This is a genomic window from Bacillus sp. SIMBA_005 (assembly GCF_046535585.1).
In the GTDB taxonomy this organism is placed as follows: domain Bacteria; phylum Bacillota; class Bacilli; order Bacillales; family Bacillaceae; genus Bacillus; species Bacillus pumilus.
In genome coordinates this window covers 1-228 of record NZ_JAWRWI010001347.1, presented here as the reverse complement: position 1 = coordinate 228, position 228 = coordinate 1, and the positions used below count along the sequence as shown (strand labels likewise).

Genomic DNA, 228 nt, shown 5'->3' with positions numbered 1-228 from the left:
GAACATCGCCAACTTCGGCGGCACGGTCTACGGCATCGAGTCCGCAGCCAACTACTACTTCTCCACGACCGCCGCGAACCTCACCGTCGCGCAGGCGGCGACGCTCGCCGGCATCGTGCAGAACCCGAACATCTTCCGCATCGACCAGCCGGAGGGCACGTCGACGAACGACGACGGCACCGCGGTCAACGGAGCCGAAGACGGGTACTCGCTGACCAAGGACCGGCG

General features: G+C 66.7%; 1 protein-coding gene. It reads left to right on the top strand.

The genetic code is table 11. The features are described 5' to 3' along the window. Positions 1–228, top strand: a 228-nt coding sequence (locus SB660_RS24450; RefSeq protein ID WP_410585262.1) for a transglycosylase domain-containing protein, incomplete at both ends; no start/stop codon positions are given.